The organism is Piscinibacter sp. PDB5-1, assembly GCF_056676035.1.
In genome coordinates, this window is sequence record NZ_JBWVZL010000005.1 from 493,543 (window position 1) to 507,555 (window position 14,013).

Genomic DNA, 14,013 nt, shown 5'->3' on the forward strand with positions numbered 1-14,013 from the left:
ACAGATCATGTTCAAACAACTTCGTCGCGGCGTGATCGCCGCCGGCCTGCTGGCGGCCGCGTGCCTGCCGGCCTCGGCCGCTTTCTGGAACCTCACGGGTGACATCGGCGTGCACGACCCGTCGATCATCAAGGAGGGCACCGCCTGGTACACCTTCAGCACCGGGCAGGGCATTCAGGTGCTGCGCGGCGACAGCACTGGCCGCAACTGGACGCGTGCGCCGCAGATCTTCCTGACGCCACCCTCGTGGTGGAAGACCTACGTGCCGGGCCAGGCCACCAACGACGTGTGGGCGCCCGACATCCACAACTACAACGGCAAGGTCTGGCTGTATTACTCGATCTCGACCTTCGGCAAGAACACCTCGGCCATCGGCCTCGCCTCGGCGACCAGCGTGGGCGCCGGCCGCTGGACCGACAACGGCTTGGTGATCCGCAGCACCAGCGCGAACGACTACAACGCGATCGACCCGAATCTTGTGATCGACGCGAGCGGCAACCCGTGGCTGGCGTTCGGGTCGTTCTGGAGCGGGCTGAAGATCGTGCGCCTCGACAAGACGACGATGAAGCCCACGGGCTCGCTGACCTCGATCGCCAAGCGCAGCGCAGGCATCGAAGCGCCAGCCATCATCTACCGCAACGGCTACTACTACCTGTTCGCGTCGATCGACAAGTGCTGCTCGGGCGTGAACAGCACCTACAAGATCATTTACGGCCGCTCGCGCAGCATCACCGGCCCCTACCTCGACAAGGCCGGCCGCCGCCTGCTCGATGGCGCCGGCACGGTGCTGGACACCGGCAACACGCGCTGGAAAGGCCCGGGCGGCCAGGACGTGGGGGATGGCGTGATCGCGCGCCACGCCTACGACGCCACCGACAACGGCAACCCCAAGCTGCTGATCAACGACTTGAACTGGACTTCGGACGGCTGGCCGGCCTATTGAGGTTGAGCCTTCGCGCAGCCGGCCGTCACCGCGCTGCGCGAAGGCGAGGGGCCACGCCGCGGCCACCGATGGCGGCATCCGCACACGTCATGGGTTCGTCGCCTGGATGACCGGGCTCAGCACCACCAAGCGGTCGCCGTAGGCCACGATCCGCCCGCTGCCTGGGTGCACGGCCAGGCCCTTGAACCGCGCCGTGCTGCGCAGGGGCACGGGCTGCCAGGTCAGCCCGGCGTCGGTCGAGCGCAGCAGCAGGCCGTCGCGGCCGATCAGCAGCAGGGCGTCCGTGTGAGGCTCATTGATCAATGCCCGCAGCTGCGTCGTCGTGGAGAGGGCGATCGCCGTCCAGCGCTCGCCGCCATCGACCGAACGCAGCAAGCTGCCTTCGACCCCGGTGATGAAGAGGGCGCCGCTGCGGGCATCGCGCGAGATGCGGCGCAGGTCGTGGCGGCTGCCGGTGTCGATGCGATGCCAGCTGCGCCCCTGGTCGGTTGAGCGCAGCACCGTGCCTTGCGCGCCCACTAGCCACCCATGGCCGGTGGTGGGGTCGAAGAGGCCTGCCGTGAGCGACTGCGTGTTGGGCGATGCGACCGCAGCCCAGTTCGGCTCGTCCTCGGTTGCGTCGCCGTCCAGCCGCAAGATGGCGCCGCCCTCGCCAAAGGCGACCAGGCTGCCGCTGCGGGCATCGGCCATGGCGCCGGCAAAGTCAGCGGTGCTCGCGGCGGTTTGCGCCGGCGTCAGCATGCGCGTCTTGCGCCCCCCGTCGCGCACCTGCAGCACCGTGCCGCCGTTGCCGACCAGGTAGGCGTCTCCGTTGCGCGGGTGCGCGACGGCGGCCACGAACACGGGGCCTTGGGCGTCGCTGCGGTGCTGCCAGGTCTGGCCACCGTCCGCCGTGGCCAGCATCGAGGCCTGCCCCCCGGCGGCGATGAGTGCGCCGCTGCGGGGTTCTTCGACCGCATCGAACAGGTAGGCCGGTTCGGCCAGCTCGTGCATCGTGCGCGGCATCCAGCCCATGCCGCCGTCGCGCGAGATGGCCACGGTGCGGTGCGTGCCGAAAGCGATGAGGTGACCGCTGCGCCGGTCGTGCGCCACGTGGTGAACGTATCGGCCCAGGCCGGGGCGCACCGTGCGCCAGCTGCGCCCGGCGTCATCCGAGGCGATCACGAGCCCTCCGGGGCCGACCGCGATGAAGCGACCGCTGAGGGCATCGACCGCCAGGGCATCGAGGTTGTCCGGCACAGGTGTGGGCATGCGCTGCCAACTGCGGCCCTGGTCGGCCGAGCGCAGTGCCAGCCCCTTGTCGCCCACGGCGACCCACACCGCTTCGCGCGGGTGTTCGGCCACTGCCGAGAGGTATTCGCGCGGCGTGGCACGGTGCAGCGACCAGCGCTGCCCGTTGGCGGCTGCTGTGGCCAGCAGGCCGCCATTGCCCACCGCGACGAGGCGACCTTCGCGCGAGCGCATCAAGGCGCTGATGTAGTCGGGTTGTGGCAGGTGGGTGACCTGCCACCGCTGGCCGCCGTCGCGCGTGAGCAGCACGCGGCCTTCGGACGTGGCCGCGTGCACATGCCCGCGGCGCGCATCCACGACGGCGGCGGTGAAAGCATGACTTGCGCGTCCGCCGCTGTGCGACCAGGTGCGCCCGCCGTCGCACGAGCGGGCCATGACGCCGCGCTCGCCCAGGCCGAGGAAGCATCGGTGGCTGGGGTCGTATACCGCCACCCCGAAGCTGGCCGATGTGACCTGCGGCACCTGCTGCCAGCGTGTGCCGGCATCGGCCGAAAACATCAGGCGCCCGCGCACCCCCACCGCGAGCAACGCGTCGGCGCCATCGCTGGCGAGGGCGAGCAGGTCCTGGTCATCGCCGGTGAGTCGCTCTTGCCACCGTTGGCCCCGGTCGTCGGACGTGGCGATGCGGCCTTCGAGTCCCACAGCCACCAAGCGCTGGCCGCCGCGGGCGAGGGCGAGCGCACGCACGGCCGGTGCGAAGACCGCGGTCTCGCTGTCGTGCCACTGCCGGCCGGCGTCGTCGCTGCGCCACACGGCGCCATCGGTGCCTGCCGCCCACACGGGCCCGCCCGGTGCGGCGTGCAGCAGGTAAAGGTTCGGGTTGACGACGTGAGCGCGGTACGCAGGGCTCGGCGCAGCCGCGGCCGCGCTGGCCGGCCGCGGAGCCACTTGCGCCGACGCCCCCACCGCGACCGCCGATGCCGCAAGCAGCGCCAGCACCGCCTGCCGCCAGGACCACTGGCGCGTCATTGGCCGGGCGCCTTGGCGCGTGGGACGTTCGTGGGCATCGACACGCCGCCGTGCGCGGTTGCGCCAGCGAGGCCTGGCACGACACCCGCGGCGACAAACGCGCGACGGGCTTTGAAGAAGCGGAGGAATGCGGAAGTCAGGTGGCGCATGCGGACCGCGGCCCCGTTGGGCCGCCTGAGATGACCTCGCGGCTGCGGGCGTTTGGTATGGGCCGTGCGGCGCACCCGCAGATCAGCAAGCCGTGGTCGGGATTGGAATGCGCGCTGCGAGTGGGCCCGCGAGCACGTCATCCCAGCGGCGTCCCTCGCGATCGGCGAAGGACGCCTGGCTGGATCAGTAGGCCTTCACGTCGGTCGTGCGGACGTTGCAGGCCGCGGTGCCCCAGCGCTCGCCGATCTTGGTGGACTCGCTGCCCTTTTGCACCCCCCGGTACTCGACGCAGACCTTGGGCGTGCCGGGGCGGTAGCCCTTGATCTGCAGCGTGCGAATGGTGGCCACGTCGCCGTAGTTGCTGTTGACGCCGGCCACTTCGGACACCTTCTCGATCTTGGTGTTGGCGAGGTTCAGGCGACGCGGGCCACCGTTGTTTTCGCAGTTGCCGCATGAACGGTACAGCTTGCCGATCGAGCCTTTGGCGGTGAAGCCATCGATGCTGATCGTGCTGCCCTTGCCGTTGTGCTGGAAGACCTTGTCGGACGCATTGGCGGCCGACCCGCCGCGCACGCGCATGATCTTGCCGCTTCCGCCCTTCATGGTGGCCGCGTCTTCGCAGACGTCCTGCCAGACCACGTTGTTGATGTTGCAGTTGCCTTCGCAGTGCACGCCGTCGGCCGCCTTGGCGGTGATGACCACGTTCTGCAACGTGGCGCCATCGCGCAGCAGAAACACCGGCTGTTGCGACTCGGAGGCGCCGTCGCACGAGGTGCCGTAACTGCGGCCGCCGCCGTCGAATGTTCCCGTGACGATGGTCGTGGCCGAAGCCGCGAACGACAGGGCCGCCAGCACGGTGGCGGCCATGAATTTCTTGCTCATTGCTTTGTCTCCTCTGATGGGTTTGATGACTGCGCTCGTCTGATAGAGCACATCGGAATTGGACGTTTGGGCCAAGAGCGACACCATCGGTTCGAACCCGCAACATCGAACGACAAGTCCCGGGGGAGGGCAAACCGTCTCGACCGGCGGGCCGCTGATGTTCGCGTCCACCTCGTCAGTGGCGGCGGCGTCAGAGCCCGCGGCTGGTGCGCTGGCGCTTCCACCACTGGTGGAGGCTTGTCCACCAGCGAGATTGCGCTGGACGCGCGGAGCCTTGCGACACCGGGGGTGGACGAGCGGGGAGGATTGCCGTCGCGCCGACTGCCGTGTCCTCGGGATGCGGCTTCTGCGCCGAGGCAGTCAAGCCATCGCCGGGTGGTGTGGTATCGGCTGTCGAGCATGCGCTTGTCTTCATCAGAGGAGCGGCGAGTTGCGTCGGCAGCACGGCGGTCTCACCCCTGTGCACTGGACTTTCGGCAGGCGAAGAATCCGGTGGCGGATCACGTTGCAAGACGGCGGACTCCGCCAGCAACCCAGTGGCGGTTGCGGGCGCGTGCAAAGCGGTGGATGTGGGCGGTGGAGGTGGTGCGAGTGGCGGCGCCGCCGCATGGCGCAAGGCGCTGCCCGGTTGATCCAGCACCATGGCTGCAGCCGTGCCGGCCACCACTCCGGCCAGCACATCCAGCGGACTTGCCACGTGGCCGGCCGCTGCCTTGACCACGTGCGTGTAGATCATGGTCGTGCTGACATCGCTGTGGCCAAGCAGCTCTTGCACCGTGCGGATGTCGGTGCCCGATTGCAGCAAGTGGGTGGCGAACGAGTGACGCAGCGTGTGCACACTGGCAGCTTTGGCAATGTCGGCCTGCTTGAGGGCGTGCTTCAGCGCCCGTTGCAGCCGCTGTTCCGACGCGTGGTGCCTTCGGCGCTCACCCGTCCGCGGATCGGTCGAAATCTGGGGCGCCGGGAAAACCCATTGCCACTGCCACGACTTGCCCGCCATCGGGTACTTGCGCCCCAACGCGGCTGGCATGTGGACGCCGGCGCAGGCCGACGCGCAATCCTGCATCCACAAAGCGCGCGCGTACTGCAACTGCTGACGCAACGGTTCGTGCAGCGACTGAGGCAGCATCACCACGCGGTCTTTGCCGCCCTTGCCGTCGCGCACGACGATCACGCTGCGCGAGAACTCCACATCCTTGACGCGCAGGCGCAAGCCCTCGAGCAGGCGCATTCCGGTGCCATACAGCAATCGCGCGAGCAGGGCGTTCTCGCCATCGAGACAGCCCAGCACCGCGGCCACCTCGGCCGTCGTCAGCACCTCGGGAATTCGTCGCGTGTGTGTCGGCCGAGCCAGTTCGGTCATCCACGGCAATTCAGCTCCGAGGACTTGGCGATAGAGAAACAGCAGCGCTGAAAGCGCCTGCCGGTGCGTCGATGCAGCCACCTTTCGCGCATTCGCCAAATGCGTCAGGTAGCTTTCCACCTCCGCCTGACCCATGTCGGCCGGATGCCGCAACTCGTGAAAGTGAATGAAGTCCCGCACCCAATAGACATAGGCATCCTCGGTACGGATGCTGTAGTGCATGTACCGAACCCGCTCGCGCAGCCGCGACAACAAACGCGTCGATGGAAGGGCCCCTTGGTCGTGTTCGACGTTTTCAGCTCCACTGTGCATGCGTACAGTATTGCTGTAATGTGCTTGATGTCAAGAGGCTGACCAGCGTCTCTGCTGGCTGGGGTTGGACGTCAGCGTCGCACCGTCTCTGGCGCGGAGGAGCGGTTTGTTATCGTTTGGGGGATTTCGAAATTACGTTAGACATCGGCCGATTGGTAGTGGTGCCATGCGAGCAGAGGCATGCCGGGTTCCTCGTGGGCTGTCCGTCCGCTGGCGGCCAGCGCACCGACTGAGCGTGTTCACCGGGCACGGGGCTGCGGTCGGCACCGTGTGGCGGCGAAGTCCGAGCCAGCTCCGTTGCGGTCTGGCCGGCACGGACCGAGCCAAGGTGCGAGGTGCTATGCAATCGGTGGTCGTTCAGAGAAAACTTCTCAACCAGGGCGCGCATGAAAGGCAATGCCGTGTTTAACAGGCAGCGTGCACGGCCAGTTCCGCCGAGCCGGTCGCTGTCTAACCATTCCATCGAGGGGATGTCTTGCCGGCTGCGCCGTCAAGCCACCCCTCATGTCAAACGTTAGACCTCAGTGTTGGGTCAGGCAGCGTGCCTCCGAAAGCAGTGCGAGTTATGCAAACGGTGCTTCATCAAACGACTGCGCGATCCGGCCAAACTTGGCGGTCACGCGCATCGCGTGGGCATCCGCTGGCGGCGGCTTCGGTCGGCAGGTCGCAGCAGTTGACGCGGGCTGTCCGTCCGTTGGCGGCCAGCGCACATAACGTGGTTCATCGGGCCTATCGGTTTGTCAGCCGTGCTGGCTCAAGCTGCGGTTCGTCTGCGGGCATTCCTCTGTGGCTTCGTCCACAGAGGTCTAACCCCTCCATCGAGCGGACTCGCCTTCGGCGAGCCGCTCATGTCAAACGTTAGACCGCATAGGAGCAACCGTGCGTGTGCAGGCATTGCTAGTGCTTCTCCTTCCCGGCTGGTGCTACAGCGCGGGCGCAGATGACACGTACTTCTACGGGTTGCGCGCTAACGGCGCCCTTGTCGAACTTGAGTTCAAGAGCGATCCGAAGCTATGGTCTGAGCGGTCGTTCGTGTACGGCACCAAGTCGGACGGTGCTCTGGCCTACTGCTGGCCTACCTCCATGAACGAGGTGCGCACGAGGTTGTCGTGCACAGCCAAGCAGGGGGTTAAGTCCACGCTGGTCTACAGCGCGCTTCCAGCGCCCGACGGAGGAGTGCATCCTCCAAAGGGGAGTCCGTACAGTGGTGAGTACCGCGAGGTTTCAAAGCAGGCTCGTCTAGGCACAGGGGAGAAGCGCGGCGACGGAACCGTTACAGCCATCTACACGTGCCTCCAAGGCTGTTCACAAGATGTGCCGTCCCGTATGTACGAAGTTGTGAAGTACGACTGACCGCCGAAGCCAGATGCGGTCTAACCATTCCATCGAGGGGATGCCCGACCGGCTGCGCCGGCCGGTCACCCCTCATGTCAAACGTTAGATCTCAGTTCGGCCCGAGCGCATGTGCCGTCGAGAAGCATCTGAAATGGCTGTCCTTCTGACCCGTGGCTCGGAGTGTCTTGCTGGCGCCCAGCGTCTGCGTGGCGGTGGTGGCTTCACCTCCAACGGCGCTGCGAGCGGGCAGGTGTCACGCGCCGAGCGTCAGCCACCAGGGTTGGGTCGGTTCGTTATTAGCATGGGGCAGCGGCTTCGGCAGCTCGGGGCATGCCTTCGGCCACAGAGATCTAACCATTCCATCGAGCGGATGCCACAAAGGCTGCGCCTTTGTGTCCCCGCTCATGTCAAACGTTAGACCTCAGTGTTGGGCCAGGCAGCGTGCCTTCGAAAGCAGTGCGAGTTATGCAAACGGTGCTTCATCAAATGACTGCGCGATCCGGCCAAACCTGGCGATCACGCGCATCGCGCGGGCATCCGCTGGCGGCGGCTTCGCTGGGTAGGGCGCAGCGGCTGACGCGGGCTGTCCGTCCGTTGGCGGCCAGCGCACATAACGTGGGTCATCGGGCCTATCGGTTTGTCGGCCGCGCTGGCTCACACCGCGGATCGCCTGCGGGCATTCCTCTGTGGCTTCGTCCACAGAGGTCTAACCCTTCCATCGAGCGGATTCGCCTTCGGCGAACCGCTCATGTCAAACGTTAGGCGTCGCAAGAGGAACAACGGTGACCGAACCGATTCGGGTTCTATCGATCTGGGTGGACATGTGGAAAGACCACACAGTCCAGGCTAACGATGTGGCCTACGTTCTGCAGCGCTTGCTTGCCGAAACAGAAGACTTCAGTCTCTTCGTTTCTTCTCCACCTGAAATACAGCATGAACTCCTCTCCATCAACGAGCAGTTCAAGCGGACTGGTGTCCAAGAACTTGGGGTGTCTGGCGGCAGCGGATTCGTTGATACATCAAAGCAGGCGTCTGTCTGTGCCAAAGTTCTCGAAGCCGCAATGCAGAATCCAACGATCTGCCATTCAAGCGAAGGCCAAGCGGGTGACGCCTAACCCTTCCATTGAGCGGATTCGCCTTCGGCGAACCGCTCATGTCAAACGTTAGGCGTCGCGTATGCACGAAACCTTGATCAACGACTTTCTGAGGTGGTGGGCGACTGGGAGCCCAGCAATCGCCGATCAGATCTTCCACCCAGATGCATCGTATGTTGATTGCATCGGAGCGGGCGGAGTCCCCAAACGCATTTGCGACGATGTGCCAGGACAAGATGGCGCCGGGCTGGTTCCCCACAAAATTGTTCAACAGGGAGACGAGGCCACAGTCTTTTTTGAAAAGGTTGATGAAATCACCGGGCTCCTATATCGGCAGGCGGTATATCTTCGCTCAGCCGGGGACAGGCTCGCGGAGGTCATTCACATAAAAGAGTCAGTTGCTCGCCGCGGTACCTTCAATGTGGAACGGTTTAGATAATTGTCCGAACAAAAGTGGACTCAAAGTGGTTGGCGAGTTGCAACGCCTAACCCTTCCATCGAGCGGATGTCTTGCCGGCTGCGCCGTCGAGCCACCGCTCATGTCAAACGTTAGACATCATGGAACCAGCGGCTGTTACTGCGGTAGATGAATTCGCTCGGGTAGCGCGCGGCTTTTGCGATTGGTGCGAAGGCGCTGTATCGCTTACCCCAGCTGATGTCGCTGCATCGGTTTGGTTGGCGAAGCTTCACGCTGCCGCACTCACCTTGCCGGACGTCGAACCCGAGAACGAAGACGGGTTGCCCGAGCTTCCCGCGAATGCCGCGGCACTCGCAAAGAAGACGTTTTCGGAGTTCGACGGGCTCTACTACCGGGAGTACTTCGATCCGAACCCCTGCCTCGCGGATGAGTCGGTCGTCGGAGACGTCGGCGACGACCTGGGCGATACATACAAAGACATTCGTGCCGGTTTGCTTCTCTACGACGCAGGCAAGCGCGCTGAGGCACTCTGGTTCTGGTCATTCCTACATCGGATTCACTGGGGTCGTCATGCGGTGGGAGCGCTCTTCGCTCTTCAGTGCGCACGCTGTTTCAGCGCCGATGAGCGGCATGATGTCTAACCATTCCATCGAGCGGATGTCCAACCGGCTACGCCGGTCGGCCACCGCTCATGTCAAACGTTGGGCGTCAGGTTGAACCGTCATCTCAACGCCACGAACTTGGAGTAACTGCATGCCCGGAAAACGCACCTTCCGCAATCTACTCGCGACCTGTTTGTCCGCTGTCTTCGCTCCGGCTTGGGCAGCCTCATTCGACATCGGCGCGACCGAGGTCGCTATTCCAGCGCCAGCAGGCTTTGTGGAAGTGACGCCGAAGATGCGGCAGATTTGGCAGATTGTCCAAGCTGGGCAGGGGGATAACCGCATCGTGGCCTTCTACATCCCTCAAAAGGAAGAAGGTGCTGCTCTAGCCGGCAAGGATGTCGATCTCTCGAAAAACATCAATGTCCAAGTTCGACGAAGGTTTCAGGGAACTTCGCTGACCGAAGCTGACTTTCAACGCGTAAGAAAGCAAGTCGAATCGTTGATTTCCACTCGCCAGGTAGATGCCGAACAAGCCAAAGTCTTGGAGCAGTTCAATGGGAATATACAAAAGTCGATGGGCTTGAACTTGTCCCTGGCTCAATCCAAAAACGTAACGCTTCCAGCACACATAAATCGACCTGGTCATTTCGCTTACTCAGAAATATCTACGGTGCAAGCGACCATGCCGGATGGATCTACGCAGCAGGACGAAGTGACTTCTACTGCGGCTGCGGTCCTCGTGAAGGGAAAGCTTCTGATGTGCTACACGACCGGTTCAAAGGGCGATCTCGAGTGGACCCGATCGGCTGCAAGGAAGTGGGTGGAAGCCATCGTTTCTGGAAACCAACCGTAGTTGGTCTGGGGGCGCTGACGCCCAACCCTTCCATCGAGAGGACTCGCCCCGGCAAGCCGGGTCGAGCCTCTCATGTCAAACGTTAGACATCGGCCAACAACCGACTGAGTGCCTTGTGGTCAGAGCATCTGCGAAGTTCGAAAGCGGAATCGAGGCCGGGCGATTCGTGCTGGTTCAGGCGCGGAGTGGGCTGCCCGTCCGCTGGCGGCCAGCGCACCGACTGAGCACGTGCACGATGAGCCGGGCCGAGAGTGGCACGATTGCGAACCTTCAGCGCGCGGCCACGAGCGGTGCCCTCGGTTCGTCGCACCGCACGGTTCGTCAACAGCGAGTCGTCTACAGGCCGAGCTTCCGTGGTTTGTCGAGCACGTGTCGCATGGCAAGGTTCAGGGGTTGCTTCGCTCGGCTCCGTGCTTCGGCGAAAGTCCGAGGTCGTGTGGTGCGGGCGCTGTCTAACCCTTCCATCGAGCGGATTCGCCTTCGGCGAACCGCTCATGTCAAACGTTAGACATCGGCCAAGCAACGACTGAGCGCATCGTGTCTGAGAATCTTCAAAGCCGGGAACCGTTGGCGAGAGTTGAGTTCGAGGTGGTTCGAGTTCTGCGTGGGCTGTCCGTCCGTTGGCGGCCAGCGCACCGACTGAGTCAGCGCGCCATGAGCCATGCCGAGAGCGGCACGCTTGCAGACCGTCGGCACTAGGCCACGGGCGATGCCCTCGGTTCGCTGCACCGCACGGTTCGCCAACGGCGACGCGACTACGGGCCATGCTTCCGAGGTTTGCCGAGTGCGTGCCGCATGGCAAAGTTCAAGGGGGGCTTCGTTCATCCGCGTGTTTCGTCGAAAGTCCGAGGTCTTGCGGTGCGGGCGCTGTCTAACCCTTCCATCGAGCGGATGTCTTGCCGGCTGCGCCGTCAAGCCACCGCTCATGTCAAACGTTAGGCGTCGCATGAACTACTTCTGAAATTGCTTACCGGCTACAAGCTGTTCATCTACAACCACTCCATCATTTCTCAAATGAATCTCAGAACTGCATTCTGCGCACTCATCGTCTCAGCTCTTTCTGCAGGCTGCGGAACGGTCCACCTTGGTGACAAGGACACGCAAGCCAACCTTCAAAGAATGACATCAGTTCCGGGCAAGGCTAGTCTCTACGTGTGTCGCGAGCCTGCCCTCCTATGGGGTGTTGGTAACAACACAACCGTCTTCGTTGACGATCAACCTATTGGAACCCTGAGGCCCAACACCTTTGCGCACACCCTGGCGAACCCCGGACTTCATGATGTCTATGTGAAGCGAAATCCAGGTGGCAATAGCGGCACCCTGAAAGTCGGCTCTCAGGCTGGAGAAGTTGTCATTCTTTGGGTGGGAATGACTGGCGGAGGAATGGGGGTGCTAACTCTTGACTACTTCTCGAACAGAAGCGAAGCGGAACAATGTGTCCGGGGCGCGGAGTATGCCGTGCGGGCAAAGTCGTAGTCGGCAGTCCTCTAGTTACTGAAGTGAGTTGCAAGTCATGTTTGTCGGAGTCCGTCGCTAGGGCTGAGCAAGACGGGCGCTTCGGATCGCTCGCAGTTTTTGCCAGGGTGACGCCTAACCGTTCCTTCGAGCGGACAGTCAACCGGCTGCGCCGGTCGCCCGCCGCTCAAGTCAAACGTTAGATCTCAGTTCGGCCCGAGCGAATGTGCCTTCGACAAGCAAATGAAATGGCTGTCCTCCTGACTCGTGGCTCGGTGAGCTGTGCTGACGCCCAGCGTCTGCGTGGCGGCGGCGGTGTCGCCAGCCTTGGCGCTGCGAGCGAGCAGGTGTCACGCGCGGAGCAGAAGCCACCGGGGTCGGGTAAGCGAAGCAACTCGGTCTTCGGCTTCGTCTGGCTGAGGGGTGCCTTCGGCCGCAGAGATCTAACCATTCCTTCGAGGGGACGTCGCCCGGCTTCGCCGGTCGCCGCCCCTCAAGTCAAACGTTAGGCATCGTCAGAACCCATATGCGCACAGCATCGGTCGTCTTGTTCGTCTTGAGCTTGCTTGCGTGCAGTGACTTCAATGCAAGGGAGATGTTCGCGCTGCATGCAACTTCAGACGCTAGCAGCGAGGTCAAAAGTCTTCGCGGAGGAAAGGTCGCATGCATCCACTGCCCGATGTACTTCGCGTTCGAGGCAACTCCTGCGTTGGTCGGGGAGATCATTCGCGCGCAGAGACTCAAGCAAGTAGAGAGCTTGCCTCAGCCTGCCAAGCAGCTGGAAGAGTTGGTCAAACGTGAGGCAAGCTGGTGGCGGTCAGCCAGCCCGAACTCGCAAGACAAGGTCTACTGGGTTCACTATCGCCCGAAGTACCCGGGGAAAGAGCCAGTTTCTCGCCTCCTCGTTCTCAAAGGTGGTTGGGCGTTCTTCATCACTTCGGGCCATTTCTCTAGTGAGCACTACGTGCCGGACAATGCCTAACCCTTCCATCGAGCGGATTCGCCTTCGGCGAACCGCTCATGTCAAACGTTAGGCGGCCTAGAAACCTCCATGAAACCGAACACCCTTCTCTTTCTCCGCGTACTTCCGATACCCGTTGGCATCGGTATCGTGTATGTAGGCGCCTTGGGAATTTTGACTTTCGGAAAACCGACCAAGCTCCTCGCAGCAACATTGTTTTTGTGGCTCATGGTGCATGCCAATAGCTGGTACTACGTTCATCTTCTTCGAAGAATGAAGGTGCCACTGGTCCCGCCTCAATCTCGCGATAGAGCTATAGGGCACATGCTGTTCTTTGTCGGTGCCCTAGCGGGGGGATGTGCGTTCACCTTCGCCGCCGGCAACAAGATCCTTCTTGGCGTCGTCGCCATCCTCGCCGGAGTCTGCTTCGTGATCGCAGATGACAAGCTTGCACCTAAGCCACTCTTCTCGAAGCTTGCCTCCATGGCTTCGCGGAAATCAAAGCCAGGACCATCTCCTATTGGCATAGAAGAGAAACGACCGGTCCTGAGGCCACGCAGTCAAGAGAAAGATGGCAGCAGTGCCTCACCGCCAGCCGCCTAACCATTCCATCGAGCGGATGTCCAACCGGCTGCGCCGGTCGGCCACCGCTCATGTCAAACGTTAGGCGTCACCCAACGCAGTCGGAGGTGTGCCAAGAACAAGCGGCGTGTTCTTCGCGCCACGCAAGTTTTCGGCGTCGACCGCCGGCCTTGCCTGCCAAGTTAGCCGTCGGCAAGATACGCCCGGTCCCACGCTGACGTGCCGTAAGTTGTTGCAGGCCCAGAAGTTATTGGCCAAGTCCACCCGTTGTTAGGTGGCACCCCGGCAGGTTATGCGTCACACGGCAGGAAATCTGCCGGATTTCGAAATTACGTTATACGTTTGCTTCGCGTCACCAAGGTTGTCCTGCGCATTGAGGTCGTCGTGAGTCAAGCCAACACGGAAGCGGTCAACGTTCAGGCACATCGCAGCACCGAGCGGCTCGCGCCGTTCAGTGGCGTTCGCGGGTTGGTCGGTTCATCGGGCGCGCGCAGAAGCCGTGCTTTCTTTCGGCTCGTGGCAGTGAAGTGCTTGCCACCACGCAACCGGCCTTTCAGAGTTCGCGGTGTGCCAAGCTTCGTTCAGCAGCGTGGGCAGGTCATGGTCAGTGCTGGTCATGGGCCTACGCATAACAAGTCCATCGAAGGGACATGCCCCGGCAAGCCGGGTCATGCCCTTCATGTCCAACGTTAGACATCGGCCGATTGAAGGCGGTGCCATGCGAGAAGTAGCGTGCCGAGTTCTTCGTGGGCTGTCCGTCCGTTGGCGGCCAGCGCACGGACTGAGAGGGTTCACCCAGCG

General features: G+C 63.0%; 10 protein-coding genes. 7 read left to right on the top strand and 3 right to left on the bottom strand.

Annotated features, from left to right (window positions below):
- Positions 1 to 7: 7 nt before the first annotated feature.
- Positions 8 to 943: an arabinan endo-1,5-alpha-L-arabinosidase AbnA gene (gene abnA, locus AC1KAT_RS21150; protein ID WP_480329118.1), complete on the top strand. Its 936-nt coding sequence runs from the start codon at positions 8 to 10 to the stop codon at positions 941 to 943.
- Positions 944 to 1,030: 87 nt separating this feature from the next.
- Here abnA and AC1KAT_RS21155 read toward each other — a convergent pair whose 3' ends face one another.
- The 3 genes from AC1KAT_RS21155 to AC1KAT_RS21165 form a co-directional block, all read right to left on the bottom strand.
- Positions 1,031 to 3,202 carry a WD40/YVTN/BNR-like repeat-containing protein gene (locus AC1KAT_RS21155; RefSeq protein WP_480329120.1) on the bottom strand — a complete coding sequence of 724 codons (2,172 nt, stop codon included), beginning with the start codon at positions 3,200 to 3,202 and terminating at the stop codon, positions 1,031 to 1,033.
- 333 nt (positions 3,203 to 3,535) lie between these two features.
- Complete coding sequence (locus AC1KAT_RS21160; protein WP_480329122.1) at positions 3,536 to 4,234, bottom strand: pectate lyase; 699 nt, start codon at positions 4,232 to 4,234, stop codon at positions 3,536 to 3,538.
- A gap of 190 nt (positions 4,235 to 4,424) precedes the next feature.
- Positions 4,425 to 5,909, bottom strand: a complete 1,485-nt coding sequence (locus AC1KAT_RS21165; protein ID WP_480329124.1) for an integron integrase — start codon at positions 5,907 to 5,909, stop codon at positions 4,425 to 4,427.
- Between the two features lie 2,117 nt (positions 5,910 to 8,026).
- Here AC1KAT_RS21165 and AC1KAT_RS21170 point away from each other — a divergent pair.
- From AC1KAT_RS21170 to AC1KAT_RS21195, 6 genes are all read left to right on the top strand, one after another.
- Positions 8,027 to 8,359, top strand: coding sequence for a hypothetical protein (locus AC1KAT_RS21170; protein ID WP_480329126.1), 333 nt, complete (start codon positions 8,027 to 8,029; stop codon positions 8,357 to 8,359).
- A gap of 537 nt (positions 8,360 to 8,896) precedes the next feature.
- On the top strand, positions 8,897 to 9,397 hold the full coding sequence (locus tag AC1KAT_RS21175; protein ID WP_480329127.1) for a DUF5063 domain-containing protein: 501 nt from the start codon (positions 8,897 to 8,899) through the stop codon (positions 9,395 to 9,397).
- 112 nt (positions 9,398 to 9,509) lie between these two features.
- A complete protein-coding gene (locus tag AC1KAT_RS21180) occupies positions 9,510 to 10,214 on the top strand; it encodes a hypothetical protein (protein ID WP_480329129.1) in 705 nt (234 codons plus the stop codon).
- A gap of 963 nt (positions 10,215 to 11,177) precedes the next feature.
- Positions 11,178 to 11,690, top strand: a complete 513-nt coding sequence (locus AC1KAT_RS21185; protein ID WP_480329131.1) for a hypothetical protein — start codon at positions 11,178 to 11,180, stop codon at positions 11,688 to 11,690.
- A gap of 526 nt (positions 11,691 to 12,216) precedes the next feature.
- The gene (locus AC1KAT_RS21190) at positions 12,217 to 12,651 is read left to right on the top strand and encodes a hypothetical protein (RefSeq protein WP_480329133.1); all 435 of its coding nucleotides are present in this window, start codon (positions 12,217 to 12,219) and stop codon (positions 12,649 to 12,651) included.
- A 69-nt stretch (positions 12,652 to 12,720) separates the two neighbouring features.
- On the top strand, positions 12,721 to 13,233 hold the full coding sequence (locus AC1KAT_RS21195) for a hypothetical protein (RefSeq protein ID WP_480329135.1): 513 nt from the start codon (positions 12,721 to 12,723) through the stop codon (positions 13,231 to 13,233).
- Positions 13,234 to 14,013: the final 780 nt, after the last annotated feature.